Origin of the sequence: Streptomyces sp. NPDC005794 (assembly GCF_042871445.1) — a bacterium.
Lineage (GTDB): Bacteria > Actinomycetota > Actinomycetes > Streptomycetales > Streptomycetaceae > Streptomyces.
This window is the reverse complement of record NZ_JBIAIN010000003.1, coordinates 402125-425860: the sequence shown is the minus strand read 5'-3', so window position 1 is coordinate 425860 and position 23736 is coordinate 402125. Positions and strand designations below refer to the sequence as shown.

The following is a 23736-nucleotide window of genomic DNA, read 5'->3' as shown; positions in this document are numbered from 1 at the left end:
TGGGGGCAGGTGTCCGGGCCAGGGCTCCCGGGCCCGGTGCGCGCGGACACCTCCGCGTGGCGGGGACCTGCGCGTGGCGGGGACCTGCGCGTGGAGGGCTCGTGCCTTCCAGGTCAGCAGCCGCCGCAGTCGTAGGAGGTCACGTCCCAGTGGTTGCCCTCGTCGGCGTAGATGGTGCCGGAGCCGGACTTGTACTGCGGGGCGCCGTCGCCGCGCGGGCCCGATGTAGCTGAACACGCCCTTCACGTAGTTCGTGCGGAGTCCGGGACGGGTCACCATGAGGGTTTCTCCTGCTCATGACAATTACGGGCAGGGAGGCAGCGCCCGAGTTCCACACGCGTCCGCCAGGGGGCGTCGCCGGGAGACGTGACGCCGGGCGCACCGTCCGGACCGGCCCGAGACCTTGATGTTGAATGTTGAACAAAAAGGGTCTACAGTGAATCTCGTTGAAGGTTAAACCAGATCTTCGGCAGCCACTCGTCTGAACACGTCCCCCGAGGAGGAGCCATGGCTCTGTTCAACCGCAAGAACAACAACGAAGCCGCGTCCGCCACCGCCACCCTCGCGGTGGACCCCGCGCTGGCGGCACTGACCGGCACGTACACCATCGACCCGGCCCACAGCAGCATCGGTTTCACCGTGCGCCACGCCATGGTCACCAACGTGCGCGGCTCCTTCGGTGAGCACGAGGGCACGCTGGTCCTGGACGGCTCCGCCCCGTCCCGGTCCTCCGCCTCCATCGACGTCAAGATCGCCAGCGTCGACACCGGCATCGCCGACCGCGACGGCCACCTGGTCAGCGGCGACTTCTTCGACGCCGAGACGTTCCCCTTGATGACGTTCCGCTCCACGCAGGCCGAGCAGCTCGGCGGCGACACCTACCGCGTGACCGGCGACCTCACGATCAAGGACGTCACCCGCCCCCTCTCCATCGACCTGGAGTTCAACGGCTCGGCCACCGACGTCTACGGCAACGAGCGCGTCGGATTCGAGGGCAGCACGAACATCCTGCGCTCCGACTGGGGCCTGACCTGGAACGCGGCGCTGGAGACCGGCGGCGTGATGGTCAGCGACAAGGTCAAGCTGAACTTCGACATCTCCGCGATCAAGGCCGCCCCGCAGGCCTGACCGACCCCCCCTGGACCGAGCGCGCCCGCCGGCTCTCCCCTTCCGGGGAGGACGGCGGGCGCTCGGCGTCAGCGGCCGGCCTTGCGGCGGAGCTTCAGCGCGTTGTCCGTACGGGTGGTGGGGTTGCCGTCGGGGTCGTTCTGGATCCGCTCGTGCTCCTCGCTGAGCAGCACCTCCCACTCCCCCTCCGGGAGTGCGAGGGACGCGAGGACCTCGTCCGTCGTGGGCAGCTCCATGTCCGGGTGGTCGTGCTCCCAGGACGGGAACCCGGCGTGGCCGACGATCAGGAGCACGCCGCCGGGTGCGACGGCCGCGGCGGCCTTGCGCAGGATCTCCTCGCGCGGCAGGTCACCCATGGAGTGCAGGAACTGGGCGGAGACCAGGTCGTACTCCCCCTCGGGGAAGGTGGCCCCCAGATCGTGCCACTGCCAGTCGACCCGGCCCGCGACATCGGCCTCGACGGCGTGGACCGCCGCCCGCTCCAGGGCGACGCGCGAGATGTCGGTGGCGGTGACCTGCCAGCCCCACCGGGCGAGCCAGACCGCGTCCGCACCCTCCCCGCACCCGAGGTCGAGGGCGCGCCCCGGCTTCAGGCCCTCCACTTCACGGACGAGGACGACGTTGGGGTTGCCGCTCCAGATCCGGTCGCTCTCGCGGTACCGGTCGTCCCACATCTCGGCGTCGGTGCGTGTGCTGTCGGTGGTCATCGTGATGTCTCCTGAAGTCCGTGACGGCGGTCTCCGAGCACACGCTCGGTGACCTGGCGCTCGGCCTCGGCCGAGAAGGGGGCGCGGCGGGCACCGACCGCGCGGCGGGTGTCGTCGGTGACCAGGTCCATGTTGATCATCGACGCCGCCTTCAGCCCGGCGGCGGCGGCTCCGACGACCTGCTCCATGAGGTTGGCGACGTTACCGGCCACCCATACGCCCGGCACCTCGGTCGCCCCGGCGGGGTCGGCCGCGATGTAGGTGCCGATGACCTGGTCACCCATCGCCATCTCGGTCGGCACCAGGCCGAGGCTCTCCAGGACCGCCGAGCGTGCGGTGAAGCGGGGCTGGACGACGAGCGCCTCGCGCGGGATCACCGTGCCGCCGGCCAGCCGCACACCCGCGACCCGGTCCTCGGCCACCTTCAGCGCGGCCACCTCGCCGTCGACCACCCCGATGCCCCGGGCGGCGAGCTGCTCGTACTCCTCGTCGCTGAAGTCGGGCTGGTTGTGCCGGAACAGCACCACGTCGTCGGACCACTGCCGCCAGAGCAGCGCCTGGTGCACGGCCATGGGGCTGAGCGCCAGGATGCCGATCGGCCGGTCCCGCACCTCCCACCCGTGGCAGTACGGACAGTGCAGCACCTCGCTGCCCCAGCGCTCGGCCAGGCCCTCCACCGCCGGCAGCTCGTCGACGATTCCGGTGGTCACGAGCAGCCGGCGGGCGTGGACGGTGGTCCCGTCCTCCTGTACGACGCGGAAGCCGTCGGACACCTTCTCGGCCGAGACCACGTCGCCCTGGACGATCTCCGCGCCGTAACCCGCCGCCTCGGCCCGGCCGATGGCCAGCAGCTCCAAGGGCGGGACGCCCTCGCGGCCCAGGTAGTTGTGCGCGTGCGACGCGGGTGCGTTGCGCGGCTTCCCCCCGTCGATCACGAGCACGGAACGCCGGGCCCGGGACAGGGCGAGCGCCCCGCTCAGCCCCGCGGCCCCACCGCCGATCACCACTACGTCGTACCGCTGGTTCTTGTCGCTCATGCGGAACACCTCCTGTTACGGGAGATGGTGCGCGCGGGGGGCCGATTCGACAAGCTTGCTTGCCGAAACGGCAAGCTCGCACCACACGACCTTCCCGGGATCCCGCTCCCCCACCCCCCACGCGTCGGCGAGTGCCCCGACCAGCACCAGCCCCCGCCCGTACTCGGCGAGGGGTACCGGGTGCGCGGGCGCACCGACCTCGCCGCCCCCGCTGTCGTGCACCTCGATCCGGAGCGCGCTCCCCCAGGTGAGGTGGACCCGGAAGCCCCTCCCGGGCGGGACGCCGTGGATCAGGGCGTTGGTCGCCAGCTCGCTCACGCAGAGCAGTACGTCACCGAGGTCCACCCCCTCGCACGCCCAGTCGAGCAGGGCCTCACGGACGAACTGGCGCACGAGGGGGACCGACCTGCGCTCGCGGCGGTAGAACGCCTCGCGGAAGGCGACGAGTTGTGTTGATTCATTCACGGGACGACTGTCACAGAACGTCACTACTGTTGTGCACCGCGTCAGGTCGTACACCGTGTCTGTACGAGCGCTGACGGGTCCGGCGGGGCTCGCGTACGGGGAAAGGCACCTCATGCACTCGGCGAAGAACAAGAAGAACAAGCGGGTCACGTCCTGGCATGTGATCGGCGCGCAGCTCGCCACCTTCCGGAAGGCGGCCGGGCTGACGCAGGCGTCCCTGGCCGACCGGTTCTGCGTGGGCGAGGACACGATCGCCTCGATCGAGCAAGGTCGCCGGGCACTCCAGGCGGACTTCGCGGAGCAGTTGGACGAACTACTGCAGACCAAGGGGGCGTTGGGGGTCGCCGTGGAGAAGGTGCCGCAGAAGGAGCGGTTCCCTGCGTTCGTTCAGGACTTCGTGGAGTACGAGCAGGAGGCGGTGACGCTGCTCTGGTACGAGAACCAGGTGGTGCCTGGGCTGCTCCAGACCGAGGAGTACGCGCGCGGTCTTCGCGAGCCTCTACCCGCCGCTGGAGGACGACGAACTGGAGGAGCGCCTCGCAGGCCGTCTCGACCGGCAGTGCCTGTTCGACCGGAAGCCCCGGCCGATGGCCAGCTTCCTGATCGAGGAGTCCATTCTGATGCGGCCTCTCGGGGGCCGGTCCGTACTCCGCGAGCAGATCCTGCATCTGCGGCGCTGCGCGGAACTACCCTTCCTGGCCCTCCAGATCATGCCCACGAACCGCGAGACGCACGCCACGCTCGACGGGCCGATGGTGCTGCTGGAGACCCCCGACCACGATCAACTGGCGTACATCGAGGGTCAGCGTGTCAGTGTCCTGATCGACGACCTCGACGAGGTCAGTGTGCTGCAACAGAAATATGGGATGCTGCGTTCGCAGGCGCTTTCCCCCGAGGAAAGCATGCGCCTACTGGACGATCTGCTTGGAGAGTGAGTCATGACGCGAGCAGCACACGGCACGGGTCTCACCTGGTTCAAGTCGAGCCACAGCGGCAGCGAAGGCGGCGCGTGCCTCGAAGTCGCCTACGCCTGGCACAAGTCCAGCTACAGCGGTAGCGAAGGCGGCAACTGCGTCGAGGTCGCCACCCACCCCGCCGCCGTGCACATCCGCGACTCCAAGGTCACCGACGGCCCGGTCCTGACCATGCTCCCGGCCGCCTGGGCCGCGTTCGTCGCCTCCGCCGTCTGACGGTGCGCGCATGACCGGCCCGCACGGCCCTCTCGCCCGGATCGTCGAACGGGTGGCGCCGCCCGCCGTGTCGGTCGACGGGCGGGGTGACTGGGGCGAGGCGGAGAAGGCGCTGGGAATTCAGCTGCCGGAGGACTTCAAGCTGCTCGTCGTGACGTACGGGCGCGGGGACTTCTGGGGCGCGCTGCGCTTGTGCACGCCGTTCGGTGACGACAATCCCCGCCCGCTCACGGCGGACTCGGCGGACGCGGCGGACTCGTAGAGCATCTTCCACTGCGTCTTCTCCCGCAGCGCAACATCCAGGCGCCCCGGCGGCCGGGTCCGGTCGGCGCCGGTTCACCGGTGAGCATCCACCCCCAGGTCGTCAGCGAGATCCGGTAGATACGCGCGGAGGACTTCGCGATGCCCGCGCCGGTGAGGTAGCGCTCGACCGCCGCGGTGTACGCCGCGGGAGGGGCGGACATGGGCACGACGCGGGCGCGCGGCAACCGCAACGCGCCCCCGCTCCCGAGTTCGGTCACCGGTTCGATCGTCATGCCCTCTCCGCCCTCCCGGTGCTGCCGCAGTAAATGCGTACACCTCACCCCGGCCGGCCGGAATGCCCCGCCGCAGGTCACGGTGATCACGACAGGAGCTCTGCCGCAGTAGATCCGGCATTCACTGCGGCAGGGTCCTGACGAGGTGTCAGATTGCGGGCGCCGAGCCGCCCTCGAAGCGATCCGCTGCTGGATTGGGTCTCGCCCGGAACCAGCGACCGGCCATCACTATGCCCACGAGCATTCGTTGCCTGGATCCGCTGTCGTCGTTGGACGAGTGAGAGGCGCATACGCGGGTGACCTCATGCCCCTCCCGCCCCCGCCGTGCGCCTTGTTCCTGCGGCGACAGAAACCGATTCTGAGCCTCCCCGCCACTGCATCAGAGGTGACCACCATGACGATGAGCAACGACGACAACACGTCCGTGACCCCATCCGAGCCCGGGTCACCTTCGCCCGCGCCCGAGCCCGGGTCACCTTCGCCCGCGCCCGAGCCCGGGTCACCTTCGCCCGAGAACAGGCGCGGCTGGCGAAGCAACGCGACGGTACTGGCGCTGGTGGTGGCAGTTACCGGGACCGTCGTAGCCTCCGTGGTAACCCCGCTCGGAGATCGCCTGATGAAGGTCATCCTTGACGAGCCGACCTGCCCGGGGGAGGCATGTGATGGCAAGAACCCGAAGAACCAGGGGTGTGCAGAAGACGCAAAAAGTTTCAAACCTGAGACCGGCAACCCTGCGATGCTCTCGCTGCGCTACAGCAAGGATTGTCAGGCCGTGTGGGCGAAGATTGAGCGCGGCAACCCCGGGGACCAGGTCCAGGCGAAGGCGGCTGGACACGGCGAGCGCAACGCCGAGATCACTTACGACGATGACCAGTTCACGCAGATGGTGGCGGTCGGGGACGGCGAGTTCCAGGTGACCGCCTGCGCCATTCCGCAAGCCGGCAGGGGCAGTAAGTATGAGCACTACTGCATCCAAGCAAGCGAAGCCACTGCTTGGCGGTGACCGTCGGGCGGGCCGGAGAACACGGCCTCCCCTCCCTGCCTCGCATGCACCGCAGTGCATCCAGATCAACCCATCGCCTCTTGGCTCGTACTCCGGGTTCCCACCCCGGTGTCGGACACACGAGGGTGCACGCCGGAACCCGGCACTCACCCTCGTATCTGTCTCGTTCAGCCATGGAACTGGTGTACTCGCAGCCGCTGCCCCTTTGGCGCGTATCTCGGTCACACCCCTCATGGGACGTCCCGTGCAGTCGACCGACACCGTCCACGGCGCCTCGTCCTGGAGTTCGGATTCCGAGCCTGCGGACCCTTCCCTGCCACGGTGACCCGCTGACGGGATTCCCGTACCCGTTCTTCGTCGAAGCCTGCCGGAGGTCTGTACGGGCATCGACGCGCCGGTGTACGGTCTCGGGCCGATGGACCTTGGGAGCGCTCCCACCCTCCCACCCCCCACAGTTTCCGCTTCGCACGAGGAGGAGCACCATGAAACGCCTGTTCGCCTTACTCGCGACCTTCGCGACCGTCCTGGGCCTCACGGCAGCATTCAGCCCTTCGGCGGTGGCGGCCACCGGCTGCAAGGTCGACTACACGGTCACCAGCCAGTGGTCAGGCGGCTTCCAGGCCGGAGTGAAGGTCACCAACCTGGGTGCCCCGGTCACCGGCTGGACGCTCGGGTTCACCTTGCCGGACGGGGGCCAGAAGCTCGTCCAGGGCTGGAACGCCACGTGGTCGCAGTCCGGCTCGGCGGTCACCGTCGCGGGTGTCGACTGGAACCGCGCACTGGCCACCGACGCGGCGGCGGAGGCGGGATTCACGGGCTCCTTCACGGGCGCCAATCCGCGACCCACGGCGTTCACACTCAACGGCGTCGCCTGTACGGGCTCCCTCGAAGCAGACCCCCCGACCGTCCCCGCCGCCGGCACCCCCGTGGAGGTCAACGGCCGGCTCCACGTCTGCGGCGTGAACCTGTGCAATCAGCACGACCGCCCCATTCAGCTGCGGGGCATGAGCACGCACGGCATCCAGTGGTTCGACCGGTGCTACAACGCCGCGTCCCTGGACGCGTTGGCGAACGACTGGGAGTCGGACCTGTTCCGCATCGCCATGTACGTACAGGAGGACGGCTACGAGACCGACCCGGCGGGCTTCACCAGCCGCGTGAACGACCTCGTCGACATGGCCGAGGCCCGGGGCATGTACGCATTGATCGACTTCCACACCCTGACGCCGGGTGACCCGAACTACAACCTCGACCGCGCGAAGACGTTCTTCGCCTCCGTCGCCGCCCGCAACGCCGACAAGAAGAACGTGATCTACGAGATCGCCAACGAGCCGAACGGCGTGAGCTGGTCGGCCATCAAGAACTACGCCGAGCAGGTCATCCCGGTGATCCGGGCCGCCGACCCGGACGCCGTCGTCATCGTCGGCACCCGTGGCTGGTCCTCGCTGGGAGTCTCGGACGGTTCCGACGAGAGTGAGGTCGTCGACAACCCCGTCAACGCGACCAACCTCATGTACGCGTTCCACTTCTACGCCGCGAGCCACCAGGACGACTACCGCTCCACGCTGAGCCGCGCGGCCTCGCGACTGCCCCTGTTCGTGTCCGAGTTCGGCACGGTGAGCGCCAACGGCGGCGGCGCGATGGACCGGGCGAGCACCACGGCCTGGCTGGACCTGCTCGATCAGCGGAAGATCAGCTACGCGAACTGGACCTACTCCGAAGCCCCCGAGAGCAGCGCGGCGTTCAAGCCCGGCACCTGCGACGGCGGCGACTACAGCAGTAGTGGCGTGCTGACCGAATCCGGCGCACTGCTCAAGAGCCGGATCAGTACGCCCGACAGCTTCCCCACCAGCTGACGTCCGGCGGGGATCGCTCCCCCCGTCACCTTCCGCACCACCTCACCCCCCTACCTCGGAGGCACACGTGCGCATCCACCCCAAGCGATTACCGCGCCGGCCAGGGACCGCAGTCCTCACGGCCGTCGCGCTGCTGGCGTCCGGCTTCCTGGCAACATCCGCGAGCGGCGCGGAGTCCACCCCGTCCCCCGCGCCCCCGTCACCCGCCGCGGACTGCGGCAGCGCAGTGATCTGTTCGGATTTCGAGGACCAGACCGGCCCCGCTCCGTCAGGCGCCTGGCAGTTCACCGCACCCGACTGCCAGGGCACCGGCACGGCTGCCGTCGACACCGCGGTCGCGCACAGCGGCAGCAGATCGCTGCGGGTCGACGGCGGGGCCGGCTACTGCAACCATGCCTTCGTCGCCTCCACCGCCGACCTGTCCTCGGTCGGTCCGGTGATGCACGTACGCATGTGGGTGCGGCACACCACCGCTCTCCCCTCCGCCCACGTCACGTTCGTCTCCCTGCCCGACAGCTCCCAGAGCGGGCGGAGCCTGCGCGTCGGGGGCCAGAACGGCGCCCTGCAGTGGAACCGGGAGACCGACGACGCCACCCTGCCGGCTCAGAGCCCGGCCGGAGTGGCGCTGAGCAAGCCGCTGCCGACGGGGAGTTGGCAGTGCCTGCGTTTCGCGATCGACACGACGGCCCCCGGTCTCGACACCTGGCTCGGCGAGGAGCAGATTCCGGGCCTGCACGCCGACGGGGTTCCCACGCAGGACATCGACCAGCAGTGGCTCGCCCGCACCACGCCACCCCGGCCCACCGCTCTGCGACTGGGATGGGAGAGCTACGGGATGGGCGACGACACCCTGTGGTTCGACGATGTGAGCGTCGGCTCCACTCCCATCGGCTGCTGACAGCCCGCCGGAGCACCGGGCGGGCGCCCGCCCGGTGCTCCGGCGGGACTGCCGAGGCGGTCGTCGCCTCAGTCAACGGCGGGCCGTGGTCCCGCCGCGACGAGCGCGACGGACTCCCTGACCGTGTCCAGCGCCGCCGCCCTCTCCTGATCGGTCATGCGGGCCGGCCCGTAGGTGATCACGGGGTCGAGGACCTGGTAACCGACGAACTCCAGCATGCCGCGGTGGATGTGGAACAGGAGGTCGTCCATCGAGCCGATGGCGCCACCGGGACGGAACGACTCCCCGGGCCCGCCGGTCGTGAAGAGCAGCATCGCCCGCTTGCCGGCGAGCGCCGCGTCGCCGAAGAGCCCGTGGTCCCCGCCGAAGACCGCTCCCATCACGAAGACCCGGTCCACCCACCCCTTGAGGATGGCGGGCAGCGAGAACCACCACAGCGGGAACGACAGCACCAGCAGATCGGCGGCGAGCAGCCGGTCGAGCTGGGCCTCGACGGCCGCGTCGAGCGTTCCTTCCTCGACCGCGCGCTGCTGCTCGGCCTGCGGCTTGAAGTAGCCCTCCACCGGCGCGAACTCCTCACGGCCGAGGACCGGGGCCCACGCGTCGGAGTAGAGGTCGAGGACGTCGACCCGGTACCCGGCATCGCGCAGGGCCTGAGCGGCGGTGGCCATCTGCGCGGTGTTGAACGACTGGGGCTCGGGATGAGCGTGAACGATCAGGGCGACGGGCGCAGCATCGAAGGTCGACATGAAAAAATCATATCGACGTATCGCGATGTGTCAATCAGACTGTGGTGCCCATCGCGCGCGCCACCTGCCCCAGCCGCTCCTCGTCGCGCCGGTAGTGGGTCCACTTGCCCACCCTGGTGGGATGCACGAGCCCCGCCCGTTCGAGCGTGCTCATGTAGCTGGAGACGGTTGACTGCGCGAGTCCCGACTTCGCCTGGATGTGCGTGACGCACACACCGACCGACCGGCGGTCCGCGATCGGCTCGTACGCACCGAAGTGCGCGTCGGGATCCTTCAGCCACTGCATGATCTGCAAACGGGCAGGGTTGCCGAGGGCCTTGAACACCTCGATCAGGTCACCCGCTCCCATTCCCGCGGTCTCGGCCACGAGCCACCTCCCTCACCGAACATTCCGACACACCACGATATCTCGATCCCGTCCGCCCTCGTCCTCCCGGCGACCGTGGACCCCGGTGGTCCTCGGTGGTCCTCGGTGGTCCTCAGTGGCGCGCGGGAAGCGTGATGCCGTAGGTCCTCATCTTCCGGTAGATCGTCGTACGGGAGATGCCGAGCCGCTGTGCCGCCAGCAGTTTGTTGCCCTCCGCCTCCAGCAGGGCCTGGACCAGGGTGTCGCGTTCGGACGCCTCCCAGGCGCTCAGGGACCGGCTGCTCGCGCTGTGCAGGGACGGAGGCAGGTCGCCGAGCTCGATCCGGTACGTACGGCGGCCCGCGGCGGCCTTGCGCAGGGCGGATTCCAGTTGGCGGACGTTGCCGGGCCAGTCGTGCCGGCGCAGCAGCGGCAGGACCTCCGGGGCGCACTCCACGCCCGCGCCGACGCGTTGCAGCAGACAGTCGACCAGGGCGGGGAGGTCGGCGAGGCGGTGCCGCAGGGCGGGTACGGCCGCCGCCTCGGCGAAACAGTGCCGCAGGGCTTCCGGTACGCCAGGGGCGCGGGTGAGCGTGCCCACGATCCACGTGCCCTGCGCCGTCGCGGCGTCCAGCGCCCGGGCGACTTCCGGGCACTGCTCCGAGGTCACGGCGTCGACGTTCCGCAGGACCAGGGTCCGCCCGGGCCCGGTGGGCGCCGCGCGCAGTGCGGCCGTCAGGTCGGTCCCGGCGTCCACGGTCACGGGCACCGAGGCGGCCCCTGTGAGCGCGTGTGCGGCGCGGGCCAGTGCGGACTTCCCCGTTCCGGCCTCGCCGTGGAGCAGGAGCGGCGTCCGTTCGCGGGCACAGCGCGACGCCGTGCGGGAGACGGCGTTCCAGGCCGGGTCCGTCCCGGCCAGGCCCGGCAGCGGCCAGGGCCGGGTCAGGTCCTGGCCGGAACGGGAGCGGGCGCCCGTGCGGGGGCCGGCCTGGTCGCAGGGGTGGTCCGTGAAGGCCAGCTCCAGGAGGTATCCGGCCGCGCCTGCGGAGCTGTCGACCTGGCGGCAGCGCATCAGGACGGCCTCCCCGCCGGTCAGCCGCACCTGCTTCCGGGTGCGCGGCGCGTGCCCCAGCTCGGCGGCGGCCTCGTGCAGCAGCCGGTGGTCGTCGCCGGTGAGCCTCGCCGAGGCGGCGGAGTTGGCCAGCACGAGATCCTGGCCGAGGCAGAGCACCGGCCGGTCGCCGTAGTGGGTGACCTGCTGGAACGCCTCCAGCAGGGCGCGCTGGTGCGAGCTGCTGAACTCGTACATCACGCGCTCGATGTCGCCGGCGGCTTCCTGCACCAGGGCTGCCATGAGGGTGCGCGCCGGGCCGTTCCAGCAGGTCAGGTTCATGGCGCCCTCGACCCGTCCGGTGACCGAGTTACGGATCGGGGCGGCCGCGCAGGACACGTTCTGCAGGCGTTCGTTGAAGTGCTCGGTGCCCAGCACGACGTTGGGCCGGCGCTCCTCCAGCGCGACCCCGATGCCGTTCGTACCGACGAACTGTTCGGCGTAGTTGAAGCCGGGGGCCAGGTGGACCCGGTCCAGGTGCGCCGAGAGCCGCTTCTCGCCGACGCGGCGGTCGCGTACCCAGCCCTTCCGGTCCGTCACGATCACACAGGCGTCCGAACCGGCCAGCGCCTGTTCCAGGCGGTCCAGGACCGGCGCGGCGGCGCGTACCAGGCGGCTCTCCCGGTCGTAGTCGGGCTGGTAGGGGACGACCACCTCGTCGGTGCCGATCCCGAGGTACTTGGAACGCTGCCAGGAGTTACGGATGCCTTCGGGCACGATCGCCGCAGGCAGCTCCGCGTTTTCCAGGAACTTCAGGCGTGCTCGCGCGATGGTCCGGTCCCGCGCTGTGCTGTCACTGAGCATGGCGCCTCCGATGAGCGTGTTTCCGCCATATTACGAACGTGTTTGCACCTGTCAACGGTTGGTTCGCCATGACTTTTCCGCGCGTTCGCCCCGGCCTGATCAGGGAGCGGGTCGGGGTGTGTTCCACATTGGAAAACTCGACGGCACCCCCCGCCCCCACGCTGATGGGCAGCACCGCACGAAGGGTGCGGCCACTTACCGTCGAGCACAGGAGCACCCATGACTTCCGCCGACAACGCAGCCCGTACCGCGATCGTCACCGGCGCGGCCCGGGGCATCGGCCGCAGCATCGCGGAACGGCTGGCCAGGGACGGGCTCGATGTGGCCGTCGCCGACCTCCCCGGCATGGCCGACGAGCTGAGCGAGGTGGCGGCCGGCATCGAGAAGACCGGGCGCCGGGCGCTCGCCGTGCACGCCGACGTGAGCAGCAAGGAGCAGACCGACGCCCTCGTGGAAGAGGTGGCGGGCCGCTTCGGCAAGGTCGACGTCTATGTGGCCAACGCCGGTATCGCCAGGGTCACTTCGCTGCTGGACACCGGGCTCGACGAGTTCGAGCAGGTCATGGCGGTGAACCTGCGGGGCGTCTTCCTGTCCTACCAGGCAGCCGCGCGGCAGATGATCGCCCAGGGCGGCGGCGGCAAGATCATCGGCGCCGCCTCGATCGTCGCGTACCGCCCGTTCGCGCTGCTCGGCACCTACTCCGCGTCGAAGTGGGGCGTACGAGGGCTGACCCAGGCCGCGGCCATGGAGTGGGCGCAGCACGGCATCACCGTCAACGCGTACTGCCCGGGGATCGTCGGGACCGCCATGTGGGACCTGATCGACGAGCGGCTGGCCCAGGAGGAGGGCCTCCAGAAGGGCCGGGCCATCAAGAAGTACGCGGAGGCGATCGCGCTCGGCCGGGTCGAGGAGCCCGAGGACGTCGCGTCGTTCGTCTCCTACCTGGCCTCGCGGGACTCGGACTACATGACCGGCCAGTCCGTCATGATCGACGGCGGCATCCAGTTCTCCTGACGCCGGGCGTCGAGCACCCACTCGGTCAACCACCCATCGCGAGCTGAGGAGAGAGAGATGTATTCCAAGGACGGCGAGAACTACTTCATCGTGGACGCGCACGTCGCGCTGTGGGACGCGCGCCCCGAGAACCAGCTCAACATCCACGGCAAGCAGTTCATCGACTGCTTCTACGACTACCACCGCAATCTGAGCCCGGAATCGGAGCTCTGGCCGTACGAGGAGTACCTCTACTACGGCGGTGAGCGCCTGATGAAGGACCTCTTCGTCGACGGGTACGTCGACCACGCCATCTTCCAGCCCGCTCGGCTGGGAGCGTTCTACCGCAACGGTTTCGGGCAGACCGAGGAGTCCTTCGCGCTCGCCCGACAGCACCCGGACAAGCTGACCTACAACCACTCCTGGGACCCGCGGTACGAGCAGAAGGGGCTCGACCAGCTGCGGCGGGACGCCGAGCGGTTCCAGCTCAAGGGCGCGAAGCTGTACACCGCCGAGTGGAAGGGTGACAGCCGCGGCTACAAGCTGGACGACCCGTGGACGTACCGCTATCTCGAGGCCTGTCAGGAGCTCGGGATCAACAACATCCACATCCACAAGGGCCCCACGATCCGGCCGCTCGACCGGGACGCGTTCGATGTGGCGGACGTCGACAAGGCGGCCACGCAGTTCCCCGAGATGAACTTCGTCGTCGAGCACTGCGGCCTGCCCCGGCTGGAGGACTTCTGCTGGATCGCCACGCAGGAGCCCAACGTGCACGCGGGCCTCGCGGTCGCGATGCCCTTCATCCACAGCAGGCCGCGGTACTTCGCGCAGATCATCGGCGAGCTGCTGTACTGGCTGGACGAGGACCGCATCCAGTTCTCCAGCGACTACGCGCTGTGGACGCCCCGGTGGCTGATCGAGCGGTTCGTCGACTTCCAGATCCCCGAGGACATGACCGAGTACGCGCCGATCACCCTGGCGCAGAAGAAGAAGATCCTCGGGCTGAACGCGGCCGCCATGTACGACATCGAGGTCCCTGCCGGGCTGGGCGTCGCCGAACCGGCGGTGGCCTGAGATGTCCACCGCCGCACGGGAACGGGCCGCTCGCGCGGCCCTGGACACGGTCTTCGACCCGGAGCTGGACGAGCCGATCACCGACCTCGGCTTCGTACGCTCCGTGGCGGTGGGCTCCGACGGAGCGCTCACCGTGCATCTGAGGCTTCCCACCTCGTTCTGCTCGCCGAACTTCGCGTATCTGATGGCCTCCGACTCCAAGGACGCGCTGACGGCGCTGTCCTGGACGCGGCGGGTCGTGGTGCTGCTCGACGACCACCACGACTCGGACCTGATCAACCGTGGGCTGGCCGCGGACGCGGGCTACCGCGGAACGTTCGGGGACGAGGCGGAGAAGGACCTCGAAGCACTGCGGCTGACGTTCCGCCGCAAGGCGCACACCGCGGCGATGGAGCGTGCGCTGTCCGTCCTGCTCCGCGAGAACCCGGACCTCACCGAGGAGGACCTCCACGACGTGGTGCTCGGCGGCCTCCCCGACGCGACGGCGACCGCCGCGCTGCTGCGGCGGCGGGCGGCACTGGGGCTCGGGGTGGCACCGTCCGACCCGGTCCTGGTGGACGAGGACGGGCGGCGCTACCCGCCGGGGGAGATCCCGCTCCGGCTCCGTTTCGCCCGTGCGGTCCGGGTGTCGATCGACGGCAACGCGCATTTCTGCCGGGGCCTGCTCCGCACCCGGTATCCGCAGTCCGCGGCCGACCAGTCCCCGCGCGCGGCGAACTTCGCAGAAGCGGGGGAACCTGTGGACGCGGGGGAAACCGTGGACGCGGGGGAACTCCTCCACCTCACCGTTCCGCAGAAGGAGAACGTCTCGTGAAAGCAGTCCAGGTCGTGGGCTACGGCAAGAACCTCGAGATGGCCGAGGTCCCGGCCCCCGAGATCACCGGCCCGTACGACGTGATCATCAGGATCGGCGGGGCCGGCGTGTGCCGGACCGACATCCACATCCTGGAAGGGCAGTGGGCCGAGAAGTCCGGGGTGACCCTGCCCTACACGATCGGCCACGAGAACGCCGGCTGGGTCCACGCCGTCGGCAGCGCCGTCACCAATGTCTCCGAGGGCGACAAGGTCATCGTGCATCCGCTGATCACCTGCGGACTGTGCCGGGCGTGCCGGGCCGGTGACGACGTGCACTGCGAGAACAACCTCTTCCCCGGGATCGACACGGCCGGCGGTTACGCCGAGTACCTGAAGACCTCCGCGCGGAGCGTCGTGCGGATCGACGACTCCCTCGAACCCGCCGATGTCGCGGCTCTCGCCGACGCGGGTCTGACCGCGTACCACGCGGCGGCGAAGGCCGCCCGGAAGCTGCGGCCCGGTGACCGCTGCGTCGTGATCGGCGCGGGCGGGCTGGGGCACATCGGCGTACAGGTGCTGAAGGCCGTCACGGCCGCCGAGATCGTCGTCGTGGACCGCAATCCCGACGCGGTGGCCCTGGCCGTCTCCATCGGGGCCGACCACGGTGTCGTCGCCGGGGGCGACCAGGTGGAACGGGTGCGCGAACTGACCGGTGGGCTGGGGGCGGAGGCGGTCATCGACTTCGTCGGCGAGGGCGGTTCCACGAAGGACGGCGTCGGCATGCTGCGGCAGGCGGGCGACTACCACGTGGTCGGTTACGGCGAGAACATCGACGTCCCGACCATCGACATCATCTCCGCCGAGATCAACTTCATCGGCAACCTCGTCGGTTCGTACAACGACCTGTGCGAGCTGATGGTCCTCGCCGCGCAGGGCCGCGTGAACCTGCACACCGCCAAGTATCCTCTCGACCGGTTCCAGGACGCCCTGGACGATCTCGGGAGCGGCCGGATCCGGGGCCGCGCGATCCTCACCCCCTGACCCCGCCCCGTACGACAAAGGAAGTAGTCCCCTTGATTTTCATCACCGTGAAGTTCCGTGTCCTTCCCGAGCACGCCGACCGGTGGCCCGAGGTGGTGGAGGAGTTCACCCGGGCGACGCGCGCCGAACCAGGATGCCTGTGGTTCGACTGGTCCCGCAGCATCGAGGATCCGACGGAGTACGTCCTGCTGGAGGCCTTCCAGGACGACGAGGCCGGTGCGGCGCACGTGGGCTCCGCGCACTTCCAGGCGGCGCGGCGGGACCTGCCGCCCCATCTCGTCGCGACGCCCAGGATCGTCAACACGACAATCCCGCAGGACGACTGGTCGCTGCTCGGTGAGATGACGGTCCAGGAGGGCTGACACGGGGCGTGGAGTCGCCGGGGCGGCCGGAGCCGGTTACGTCGGCTCCGGCCGCCCCAGCACGTCCGTGACGCGAAGGACCGACCTCAGGAGGCCTTGCTCAGGGCAGGAGCGGTGCGCCAGATGCCGGCGAGTTCGGACAGGGGTACGCCCAGTACCTCACTGAGCCTGACGACGGTGCCGAACGCGGGCGTCGGCAGCCGGCCGGTCTCGATCTTGCGGAGGGTCTCCGGCGAGATCTCCGCCGCCAAGGCCACATCGACGAGGCTGCGTCCGGCCCGGGCGGAGCGCAACGCGGCCCCGAGACGTCGGCCCGCCTCGATCTGTTCGGGGGCGAGCGGGTGACGAACCATGCGCACATGCTAGAGCGGCAGGCGTTCCGGCGGCAACCACTCCACCCCCTGGTATAAATATACCTGTCAGCACCCCGGAGGATCGAGGAACGCAGTGATCGAGCACAAAACCCCCCAGGACATCGAACGTATGCACGTCACTGGACAGTTCGTCGGCCAGGTACTGGGTGAGCTCGCCGACCTCGCCGCCGTGGGGGTCGACCTGCTGGACCTGGAGCATCACGCCCGCCGCCGGATCAAGGAGCGCGGCGCGGAGTCCTGCTACTGGGACTACGAGCCCTCGTTCGGCAAGGGCCCGTTCCGCAACGTGGTGTGCCTCTCGGTCAACGACGCCGTGCTGCACGGACTGCCGCACAGCTACAAGCTGCGTGACGGGGACCTGCTGACCATGGACATGGCAGTGGTCATCGACGGCTGGGCCGCGGACTCGGCCTACTCCGTCGTCGTCGGCACCCCGGCCGAAGAGGACCTGCGGCTGATCGAGGCCACCGAGGTCGCCCTGGAGGCCGCGATCAAGGTCGCCCTGCCGGGCAACAGGCTCGGGGACATCTCGGCGGCCATCGGCGCGGTCGCCGCCGAGTACGGCTACCCCGTCAACCTGGAGTTCGGCGGTCACGGTATCGGCCGGACGATGCACGAGGACCTGCACATCCCCAACGACGGCCGTGCCGGCCGCGGCTGGAAGCTGCGCCCCGGTCTGACCCTGGCGATCGAGCCCTGGTTCGCCGCCGGCACCGACAAGATCGTCTATGACCCGGACGGCTGGACGATCCGCTCGGCCGACGGCTCGCGCACCGCTCATTCCGAGCACACGGTCGCCATCACCGAGACCGGCCCGCTCGTGCTCACCCGGCGCCCTCGGAGCGGCAAGGCGCTGGAAGCCCAGCGGGAATCATCGACGACCGAACGCTGACGAGGAGGCGCGGCCGACCGGCCGCGCCCCTGCGCCGTACGTCCTACGGGTGTTCCCCCGGGCCCTCGGTGTTGGGGGCGAGGCGGGTGGGCGAGAGGGCGGTGTCCTCCTCGCCCGGCTCCAGCAGCGTCGCGGCGGCGCCCACGATGAGGGGGTCGGGCCTGCCGACCGCGTCGGCGTCCTTCGCCGCGTAGTCGACGCGGGCGAGGAGACTGCGCATCGCTTCGAGGCGGGCCCTGCGCTTGTCGTTGCTCTTCACGACGGTCCACGGCGCGTGCTCGGTGTCGGTGGCACGGAACATGTCGATCTTCGCCGTGGTGTAGTCGTCCCACCGGTCGAGGGAGTCGATGTCCGTGGGCGAGAGCTTCCACTGGCGCACCGGGTCGACCTGGCGGATGGCGAAGCGCGTGCGCTGCTCGGCGCGGGAGACGGAGAACCAGAACTTGACGACGACGATCCCGTCGTCGACGAGCATCTGCTCGAAGGCCGGGCACTGCCTGAGGAAGAGTTCGTACTCGGGCGGGGTGCAGAAGCCCATGACGCGCTCGACCCCGGCCCGGTTGTACCAGGAGCGGTCGAAGAAGACGATCTCGCCGGGCGCCGGAAGGTGGGCCGCGTAGCGCTGGAAGTACCACTGACCGCGCTCGCGGTCCGTGGGCTTGTCCAGCGCCACGATGCGCGCGCCACGCGGGTTGAGGCGCTCGGTGAAGCGCTGGATGGTGCCGCCCTTGCCGGCCGCGTCCCGTCCCTCGCAGACCACGACGACCCGCGCACCGGTGTCCTTGGTCCAGCGCTGCAGCTTGAGCATCTCGATCTGCAGGATGCGCTTGATCCGCTCGTACTCCTTGCGGCGGATCTTGCGGACGTACGGGTAGTTCTCGCGCCAGGTCTTGATCGGCCTGCCCGCCGCGTCCAGCAGGATCGGCTGCTCCGGCCTGCTGGTGTCGACGGTCAAGCCGTCGAGCAGCTGCTTCTCCACCCGGTCACGTTCCACCAGGTCAAGACTGGCACCCGTTCGCGCCCCGCGCCACCAGGTGACGCGGGACGCGGGACGCGACGCCGACAACGCCGCCTCACCCAGCCGCGCGGCCTCTAAGTAAGGTGGACCTAACAGTGTGCCAGGTCAGCGATCCGCTGCGGTGCCCCACGAGGTACGGAGAACCCCTTGTCGAACGCCGCCGCCGACGCCGCCGCCCCGCAGGCCGTCGACCCCCTGGCCGGGGCGGTGCCCCTGGAGTCGGCCGAGCAGTTGCGCGAGATCCTCGGCACACCGTGGCCGATCGTCATCGACAAGGTCCACGAGGAACTCACCGAGGACGACCTGGACCTCCTGGCCCGTGCGCCGTTCTGCGCCGTGTCGACCTCCGACGCCGACGGCAACTGCGACACCTCACCGCGCGGCGGCGAACCGGGCTTCACGCTCGTCCTGGACCCGCGCACCCTCGCGCTGCCCGACCTGCCGGGCAACCGTCGCGGCGACAGCTTCCACAACATCCAGTCCAACCCGCACGTCGGGCTGCTCTACCTCATACCGGGCACCATGACCGTCCTGCGGATCAACGGCCGCGCCCGCGTCCTCACGGACGCCCCCTTCTTCGACGCGATGACGGTGAAGGGCCGGCGCCCCGATCTGGCACTGGTCGTGGACATCGACGAGATCTATCTGCACTGCCCGGCATCGCTCAAGCGCTCGGGGATGTGGGCTCCGGAGACGTGGGAGGGCACGGCTGCGAAGGCCTCGAACCCGCAGGCCCCGAACCCGCAGGCCCCGAGCCCGGAGGCCTAGAACCCGCCGCCGTCGAAGCCTCCGCCGCCACTGAAACCGCCGCCGTCGCCGAAGCCTCCGCCGCCGAAGCCTCCGCCGCCGAAGCCGGAGGAGTCGAAGTCGGAGCCGGAGACGTCGCCGCCTCCCCAGTCACCGCCCCCGCCTCCGCCGAAGTCACCGCCCCCGTACTCCCCCGCGTACGCCGGGGTGGCGAGCATCGAGCCGAGCATGGTGCCGACCAGCAGGCCCGGGAGCAGGCCGCCGCCGAAGTAGCCGCCGGCCCAGGGGCCGTAGGCAGGGCCCGCCTCCCAGTAGGGGCGGCGGCGGCCGTCGCCGACGTCGACCGTGCGGCTCATCGGGTCCTCGCCCGCGCGCAGCCGGACCTCGTCCGCGCCGCAGACCGGGACCTCGCGGGCGGCGCCGCCGGACGGCGTCCACAGGACGTCCGCGACCGAGGGCCCGTGGCGCGGGTCGAAGAAGCAGGGCGGCCGGCGGGCCGGGAGCGCGCGGCCCTTACGGCGGGCCTCCAGGACGGCGAGGGAGAAACGGCCGTCCTCCAGGGCACGGGTGACCCCGCGTACGTCGGAGGGGTGCTGGGCGTTACCCATGCGGGACTTGGCGTCCTCGTAGGCGTCGAGCGCGCGCTCGTAGTCGATGCGCATCGCGTCGTCGGCGCCCTTGTCGGCAGGATGGAAGTCCAGCCGGTCCAGGGTTTCGCCGTACGCGGTGATGTCCTCGTCCACGACGATCCGGAGCTTCTCCAGGGCGGCCCGCTCTTCCTCCTCGCGGCGCTTCCTGTTGCGGCGGACGACGGTGAACGCGGTGCCTCCGCCCACGAGGACCACCCCGCCGAGGACGATCAGGCCGGCCACCGGTACGCCGTTCCCCGATCCGTCACCGGCACCTCCGCCGGACCAGGAGGCCGGGGCGTTGCCCCTGGCCTGTTCGACGGCGCGGTCGACGAAGGCGTTGAGCTGGGTCGCGGTGGAGGTGTCCGTGCCGGAGGTCTTCACGGCGGTGGTGAGGTTCTCGACGGCCCGGACCGGCATCACCTGCGGGTCGGCGCCCGCGTCGAAGCCGTCGCCGAGGCGGACCGCGTAGACGCCGGTGATCCCGGTGTCGGTGCGCAGGTTCTGCAGGAGGTTCTCGGGCGGGTACGCGGACGTCGCGGGCAGGACGGCCACGAAGACCGGCTTGTCGGCGTCTGTGATCTTCTTCTCCAGGGCGGCCTCCTGGGACGCCGAGAGCTGATCGGACGCCGCCGGGTCGACGTACACGGGGCCCTGGCGCAGAGCGCGGGCGGCGTCGTCGATCGTGGCAGGGGCGGCGGCCTGGGCAGCGGGGAGGACGGCCAGCACGACCGCTGAAATGATCAGCAGCAGGCAGGCCCACAAGGGAGCGAACAGCCTTTTCCGCATACTCCGAAAGTAACCCGGGCGGGCGAAAGATGCGTCGCCGCCCGGGTCACGTGCGTGCTGTTCACACCGCGCGGTACGCCGTGCGCAGTTTCGCGACCGCTCCGGTGAGGTCACCGGTGAGCAGCAGGTGGTCGGCCTCGGCGAACGGCTTCGACACCGCCTCGGTCAGCTTCCCGCCGGTCTTCTGCTGGACCAGCAGCCTCGCCCGGTCCACGATCTCCTTGCCCGCCACGGTCTTCCCGAGGCCCGCCCGCTCGGCGAGCTGCGCGGCGACGGCGAGGCCGGTGAGAGTGGCTTCGCCGCCCGCGGGGGCCTTCCGCAGGGTGGTCAGGCCCCAGCCGTACGGGAACTGCGGGTCGTACGCCGCGTCGCCGACGTTGACCGGCAGCTGCGACTCGGACTTCGGCCAGGTCACCGGGAGCTGTCCGGTGAAGGCCCGCTTGCCGTAGAGGACGTCGGCGACGCCGTCGCCCTCGGTGCCCGGCAGCCAGGAGGCGACCAGGGCGTCGATGTCGCCGAGGCGGTCGCCGATGAGCTGCGGGCGGCCCGAGACGACGAGGACCGCGCACTTCATGGCGGCGCAGACCGTGTCGACGGCCTTCTTGTCGGCGTCGGTGAGCTCCAGGTCGTGGCCGTTGCCGACGTCCCCGATGCCTTCGGCGTACGGCTTCTCGCCGACGACCACGACTCCGGCGTCGTACCCCTCGGTGGGGGCTGAGGCGTCCTGGGACCAGGTGGCGGACGAGGTGTTCTTCTCGATGCCCTTCAGGATCGTCGTGCCCGTGGTGGTGGCGCCCGAGGCGCCCTGCCAGCTGATGGTCCAGCCGCCGGCCTGGTTGCCGAGGTCGTCGGCGTTGGATCCGGCGACGTACACCTTCTGCGACGGCTCGAGCGGCAGGACCGCGCCGTCGTTCTTCAGCAGCACCTGGGACTTGGCGGCTGCCTCGCGGGCGACCGCGCGGTGCTCGGCGGAGCCGACCTTGTCCAGGTCGGAGGTGTCGGCGTACGGCTTCTCGAAGAGACCCAGGCGGAACTTCTGGGTGAGGATCCGGGAGACGGCGTCGTCGATGCGGGCCTGGCTGATCCGGTCGGCGGTGACCTCGTCCTGGAGGGTCTTCGTGAAGTCCTGGTACGCGGTCGGGACCATGATCATGTCCAGCCCGGCGTTGACCGAGGTGCGGACGTCGCTCGCGTAGTCACCGGGGATCTGGTCGATGGCCTGCCAGTCGCTGATGACGAAGCCCTCGAAGCCCATCCGGTCCTTGAGCACGCCGTTGATCATCTCGGCGTTGGCGTGCATCTTCACCGGGCCCGCGTCGTCACCGAGGACGTCCAGCGAGGAGTACGACGGCATGACCGTGCCGACTCCCCGCTTCACGGACTCGGCGAACGGCGAGAGGTGCACCGCTTCGAGCTCCTCGCGGGTGACCTTCGTGACGCCCTGGTCGATGGTGTACGAGCCGGTGGTGGACGAGCCGAACTCCGTGCCGCCGTCGCCGACGAAGTGCTTGGCGCTGGCCAGCACCTTGTCGTTGCGGTCCAGATCCTTGCCGGACGGGCTGCCCTGCATGCCGGTGATGACCGTCTCCATGGCCTCGACCAGGGCCGGGTCCTCGCCGTACGCCTCGTAGGAACGGCCCCAGCGCTCGTCGCGGGTGACGCACACACAGGGGGCGAAGTCCCACGGGACGCCGGTGGCGCGGACCTCGCTCGCGGTGACGGCGCCCGTCCTGCCGGCGAGCTTCGGGTCGCGGCCCGCACCGATGCCGATGTTGTGCGGCATGATCGTCGCGCCGATCACGTTGTTGTGGCCGTGCACCGCGTCCACGCCGTAGATCAGCGGGATCTGGAAGCGGGTCGCCTGCGCGCGCAGCTGGTAGGCGTCGGTCATCTTCGCCCAGGCCTCGGGCGTGTTCGGGGTGGGCACGGAGCCACCGCCGGAGAGCAGCGAGCCGAGGTCGTACGTGGCGATGTCGCCCTGCGACTTCAGCGCGTTGCGCTCGGCCTGGGTCATCTGACCGGCCTTCTCGGCCGGGGACATCCGAGCCAGCAGGTCGGCGACGCGCTTCTTCACCGGAAGCTTCGCGTTCTGGTACGGCAGCCCGTGGGCGTCGATGACGACCTGCGGGTTCTCCTTGGGCGCCTTGGCCCCGGTGACGGTGAGCTCCAGCGGGATCGTCTCCGCCGACTCGGCGCCCTTGTCCTCGGCCGTGGCCACGGAGACGGTGTGGGTGGTGCCGGAGGCGGTGCCCGCCGGGAAGGTGTGCGTACCGGTGACCGGCGTGTAGTCCTTGCCGGCGCCGGCGCTGCCGCCCTTGGTGGTGTACGCGACGGTGACGGGTTCCTCGACGGGGAGGGAGCCGGTCGTCGCGACGGAGATCCTGATGTCCGCGGTGGCGCCCTCCTTGACGGGGTGCACGGCGGAGTCGACGACGACGCTCGACTTCAGGGCCGGGTCGGCCTTCCCGTACAGCTCGACGGCGTCCATGGCGAAGGAGCCGGGTGCGCCGGTCGGGAGGGTGAGGGCGTAGCCCCACATCTCGTTCAGGCCGAGGACCTGGTCGATGCCGCCGACGGGCTGGTAGTCGGCCCGGTAGACGAAGTCCGCGAAGGGGATCTCGACCTGCTGCCAGCCCTCCCAGTCGTCGGTGAAGGAGGTGGTCCACAGCTCGGAGGCGCCGCCGTTCGCGCCGCCGTCCTTGATCTCGAAGTTGATCCGCTTGCCCGAACCGGGCGGCAGCGGCGCGGTGTTCTGGCCGTACCACCAGAAGCGGACGCCCTTGTGGGCCGTCCAGTCCTTCGGGGGCTGGTCCACCGCGAACTCGTGGCTGAGCCCGCCGTAGGCGCTGATGTCGTAGGTGCCCTGGAGGACCTTGGCGCCTTCGGGGGCGTCGGCGCGCTCCTTCAGCTCCAGAGCGGGGTGGTCGTCGGCGTCGCCGCCCCAGGTGAAGAGGGCGTCGGCGGGCGGGTTGCCGAGCGGGACCTCGCCCTCGAAGCGGTCGACGAGGACCGGTGCGGGCTCGTCGCCGTCGGCCGCCGCGCTGGGGACGGCCCCGGCGAGCAGGGAGGCGAGGACGGTGGCGGCGGCGAGCGCGGCGGTCACCGGTCTCGCCCGGTGGCGTGCGCGGACGTGAGGTGTGCGGGTCATGGAGGACTCTTCTCTGCTCCGGTGGCGGTTCGGCACGGGGG

At 70.1% G+C, this 23736-nt stretch carries 22 protein-coding genes and 2 pseudogenes; 14 read left to right on the top strand and 10 right to left on the bottom strand.

Translation table 11 applies throughout. The features are described 5' to 3' along the window. The first annotated feature begins 507 nt into the window (after nt 1-507). Nucleotides 508-1128, top strand: coding sequence for a YceI family protein (locus ACFYQ5_RS06635; RefSeq protein ID WP_389194047.1), 621 nt, complete (start codon nt 508-510; stop codon nt 1126-1128). Between the two features lie 68 nt (nt 1129-1196). On the opposite strand, the gene ACFYQ5_RS06630 is transcribed toward ACFYQ5_RS06635, so the two are convergent. From ACFYQ5_RS06630 to ACFYQ5_RS06620, 3 genes are read right to left on the bottom strand one after another with little or no spacing between them, the layout of a single operon-like run. Beyond that, nucleotides 1197-1835 (bottom strand): SAM-dependent methyltransferase, encoded by a 639-nt coding sequence (locus ACFYQ5_RS06630; RefSeq protein ID WP_389194044.1) that lies wholly within the window; start codon nt 1833-1835, stop codon nt 1197-1199. Beyond that, on the bottom strand, nt 1832-2872 hold the full coding sequence (locus tag ACFYQ5_RS06625; protein ID WP_389194041.1) for an NAD(P)/FAD-dependent oxidoreductase: 1041 nt from the start codon (nt 2870-2872) through the stop codon (nt 1832-1834). Before ACFYQ5_RS06625 ends, ACFYQ5_RS06630 begins: the two co-directional genes overlap by 4 nt. 15 nt (nt 2873-2887) lie before the next feature. Beyond that, nucleotides 2888-3337, bottom strand: a complete 450-nt coding sequence (locus tag ACFYQ5_RS06620) for an ATP-binding protein (RefSeq protein WP_389194038.1) — start codon at nt 3335-3337, stop codon at nt 2888-2890. A 112-nt stretch (nt 3338-3449) separates the two neighbouring features. Here ACFYQ5_RS06620 and ACFYQ5_RS06615 point away from each other — a divergent pair. The 6 genes and pseudogenes from ACFYQ5_RS06615 to ACFYQ5_RS06590 all read left to right on the top strand — a co-directional run. After that, nucleotides 3450-4272: pseudogene (locus tag ACFYQ5_RS06615) on the top strand (helix-turn-helix domain-containing protein). A 3-nt stretch (nt 4273-4275) separates the two neighbouring features. After that, entirely contained in the window at nt 4276-4527 is a 252-nt protein-coding gene (locus ACFYQ5_RS06610) for a DUF397 domain-containing protein (protein WP_389194035.1), read from the top strand. Nucleotides 4528-4537: 10 nt separating this feature from the next. After that, a complete protein-coding gene (locus ACFYQ5_RS06605; RefSeq protein WP_389194033.1) occupies nt 4538-4789 on the top strand; it encodes a hypothetical protein in 252 nt (83 codons plus the stop codon). A gap of 668 nt (nt 4790-5457) precedes the next feature. Next, the gene (locus tag ACFYQ5_RS06600; protein ID WP_389194030.1) at nt 5458-6066 is read left to right on the top strand and encodes a DUF2690 domain-containing protein; all 609 of its coding nucleotides are present in this window, start codon (nt 5458-5460) and stop codon (nt 6064-6066) included. A 482-nt stretch (nt 6067-6548) separates the two neighbouring features. Then, nucleotides 6549-7922 (top strand): cellulase family glycosylhydrolase, encoded by a 1374-nt coding sequence (locus tag ACFYQ5_RS06595; protein WP_389194027.1) that lies wholly within the window; start codon nt 6549-6551, stop codon nt 7920-7922. Between the two features lie 175 nt (nt 7923-8097). Next, nucleotides 8098-8820: pseudogene (locus ACFYQ5_RS06590) on the top strand (cellulose-binding protein); the annotation flags it as partial. A gap of 68 nt (nt 8821-8888) precedes the next feature. Here ACFYQ5_RS06590 and ACFYQ5_RS06585 read toward each other — a convergent pair. From ACFYQ5_RS06585 to ACFYQ5_RS06575, 3 genes are all read right to left on the bottom strand, one after another. Then, nucleotides 8889-9569, bottom strand: a complete 681-nt coding sequence (locus ACFYQ5_RS06585; protein ID WP_389194024.1) for an NAD(P)H-dependent oxidoreductase — start codon at nt 9567-9569, stop codon at nt 8889-8891. 34 nt (nt 9570-9603) lie between these two features. Beyond that, nucleotides 9604-9936: an ArsR/SmtB family transcription factor gene (locus ACFYQ5_RS06580; protein ID WP_389194021.1), complete on the bottom strand. Its 333-nt coding sequence runs from the start codon at nt 9934-9936 to the stop codon at nt 9604-9606. Between the two features lie 112 nt (nt 9937-10048). Then, nucleotides 10049-11830 carry a sigma-54-dependent Fis family transcriptional regulator gene (locus tag ACFYQ5_RS06575; protein ID WP_389194019.1) on the bottom strand — a complete coding sequence of 594 codons (1782 nt, stop codon included), beginning with the start codon at nt 11828-11830 and terminating at the stop codon, nt 10049-10051. A gap of 219 nt (nt 11831-12049) precedes the next feature. Here ACFYQ5_RS06575 and ACFYQ5_RS06570 point away from each other — a divergent pair, with 219 nt between their 5' ends. Genes ACFYQ5_RS06570 through ACFYQ5_RS06550 form a run of 5 tightly spaced genes read left to right on the top strand, consistent with a single transcriptional unit; the run spans nt 12050 to nt 16098 of the window. Continuing rightward, on the top strand, nt 12050-12844 hold the full coding sequence (locus tag ACFYQ5_RS06570) for an acetoin reductase (protein ID WP_389194016.1): 795 nt from the start codon (nt 12050-12052) through the stop codon (nt 12842-12844). A gap of 57 nt (nt 12845-12901) precedes the next feature. Then, nucleotides 12902-13900, top strand: coding sequence for an amidohydrolase family protein (locus tag ACFYQ5_RS06565; RefSeq protein WP_389194013.1), 999 nt, complete (start codon nt 12902-12904; stop codon nt 13898-13900). Between the two features lies 1 nt (nt 13901). Beyond that, complete coding sequence (locus ACFYQ5_RS06560) at nt 13902-14714, top strand: iron-sulfur cluster assembly protein (protein ID WP_389194010.1); 813 nt, start codon at nt 13902-13904, stop codon at nt 14712-14714. Further along, complete coding sequence (locus ACFYQ5_RS06555; RefSeq protein ID WP_389194007.1) at nt 14711-15736, top strand: NAD(P)-dependent alcohol dehydrogenase; 1026 nt, start codon at nt 14711-14713, stop codon at nt 15734-15736. Before ACFYQ5_RS06560 ends, ACFYQ5_RS06555 begins: the two co-directional genes overlap by 4 nt. Nucleotides 15737-15768: 32 nt before the next feature. Beyond that, on the top strand, nt 15769-16098 hold the full coding sequence (locus tag ACFYQ5_RS06550) for a putative quinol monooxygenase (RefSeq protein ID WP_389194004.1): 330 nt from the start codon (nt 15769-15771) through the stop codon (nt 16096-16098). A gap of 86 nt (nt 16099-16184) precedes the next feature. Here the strand turns inward: ACFYQ5_RS06550 and ACFYQ5_RS06545 are convergent, their stop codons facing one another. Next, nucleotides 16185-16451 carry a helix-turn-helix domain-containing protein gene (locus ACFYQ5_RS06545; RefSeq protein ID WP_389194001.1) on the bottom strand — a complete coding sequence of 89 codons (267 nt, stop codon included), beginning with the start codon at nt 16449-16451 and terminating at the stop codon, nt 16185-16187. A gap of 94 nt (nt 16452-16545) precedes the next feature. On the opposite strand from ACFYQ5_RS06545, the gene map reads away from it, so the two are divergent. Further along, nucleotides 16546-17364 (top strand): type I methionyl aminopeptidase, encoded by an 819-nt coding sequence (map, locus tag ACFYQ5_RS06540; protein WP_389193998.1) that lies wholly within the window; start codon nt 16546-16548, stop codon nt 17362-17364. Between the two features lie 43 nt (nt 17365-17407). On the opposite strand, the gene ppk2 is transcribed toward map, so the two are convergent. Beyond that, on the bottom strand, nt 17408-18361 hold the full coding sequence (gene ppk2, locus ACFYQ5_RS06535; RefSeq protein WP_389194253.1) for a polyphosphate kinase 2: 954 nt from the start codon (nt 18359-18361) through the stop codon (nt 17408-17410). 168 nt (nt 18362-18529) lie between these two features. Between ppk2 and ACFYQ5_RS06530 the strand changes: the two genes are divergently transcribed. After that, nucleotides 18530-19150, top strand: coding sequence for an MSMEG_1061 family FMN-dependent PPOX-type flavoprotein (locus ACFYQ5_RS06530; RefSeq protein WP_389193995.1), 621 nt, complete (start codon nt 18530-18532; stop codon nt 19148-19150). Here the strand turns inward: ACFYQ5_RS06530 and ACFYQ5_RS06525 are convergent. Both ACFYQ5_RS06525 and ACFYQ5_RS06520 read right to left on the bottom strand, forming a co-directional pair. Continuing rightward, nucleotides 19147-20547, bottom strand: a complete 1401-nt coding sequence (locus ACFYQ5_RS06525; RefSeq protein ID WP_389193993.1) for a hypothetical protein — start codon at nt 20545-20547, stop codon at nt 19147-19149. The genes ACFYQ5_RS06530 and ACFYQ5_RS06525 overlap by 4 nt on opposite strands. Nucleotides 20548-20608: 61 nt before the next feature. Further along, nucleotides 20609-23695: a glycoside hydrolase family 3 N-terminal domain-containing protein gene (locus ACFYQ5_RS06520; RefSeq protein WP_389193990.1), complete on the bottom strand. Its 3087-nt coding sequence runs from the start codon at nt 23693-23695 to the stop codon at nt 20609-20611. Nucleotides 23696-23736 lie beyond the last annotated feature (41 nt).